Raw genomic sequence first — 444 nt, 5'->3', positions numbered from 1 at the left:
CCAACGTCCTCCTGCTGGCGATCGGCGGCGCGGCTTTCGCCGCCCTCGGCGGCGGCACCGTCAGCCACGCGGCGACGGAGGCGTCCGGCTCCCACCCGGCCGCCTTCGCCGCGGTGTTCCTGCCGATGGCGGCGGTGGCGCTGGTGGGCGTCTGGATAGCCACCCGCCTCCGGGAGCGGTGACCCGTAAACCGGTCGTCGTCGGGTGATCGCCGACAGTAGTCTCCCGCCATGTCCGAACTGGTTCTCCGCCTCGACCCCGACGTGCACCAAGCTCTCCACGACCTCGCGGACGCGCAGGACCGCGCCCCGGAGGAGGTCGTGCGGGAAGCGCTGCGCCGCCACCTGCACGAGGAGGGCACGCTGGTGCGTGCCGTCGCCGAGCGCATCGCGCGGGAGCACGCCGAGTTGCTGAGGAGGCTCGGCGAATGACCCGGCACCTCAC

General features: G+C 73.4%; 1 protein-coding gene and 1 pseudogene. Both read left to right on the top strand.

The genetic code is table 11. The features are described 5' to 3' along the window. Positions 1 to 182 (top strand): annotated as a pseudogene (locus tag LPA54_RS38995) (MFS transporter); the annotation flags it as partial. A 48-nt stretch (positions 183 to 230) separates the two neighbouring features. After that, entirely contained in the window at positions 231 to 431 is a 201-nt protein-coding gene (locus tag LPA54_RS38990; protein WP_093767103.1) for a hypothetical protein, read from the top strand. Positions 432 to 444: the final 13 nt, after the last annotated feature.

Source organism: Streptomyces sp. DH12 (genome assembly GCF_020873895.1).
Lineage (GTDB): Bacteria > Actinomycetota > Actinomycetes > Streptomycetales > Streptomycetaceae > Streptomyces.
The sequence above is the reverse complement of the archived record's forward strand: the minus strand, read 5'-3'. Positions and strand labels throughout refer to the sequence as shown.

Bases quoted from the DNA above. Each gene is read 5' to 3' on its own strand.
- LPA54_RS38990 (WP_093767103.1), top strand. From the start codon at position 231: ATGTCCGAACTGGTTCTCCGCCTCGACCCCGACGTGCACCAAGCTCTC.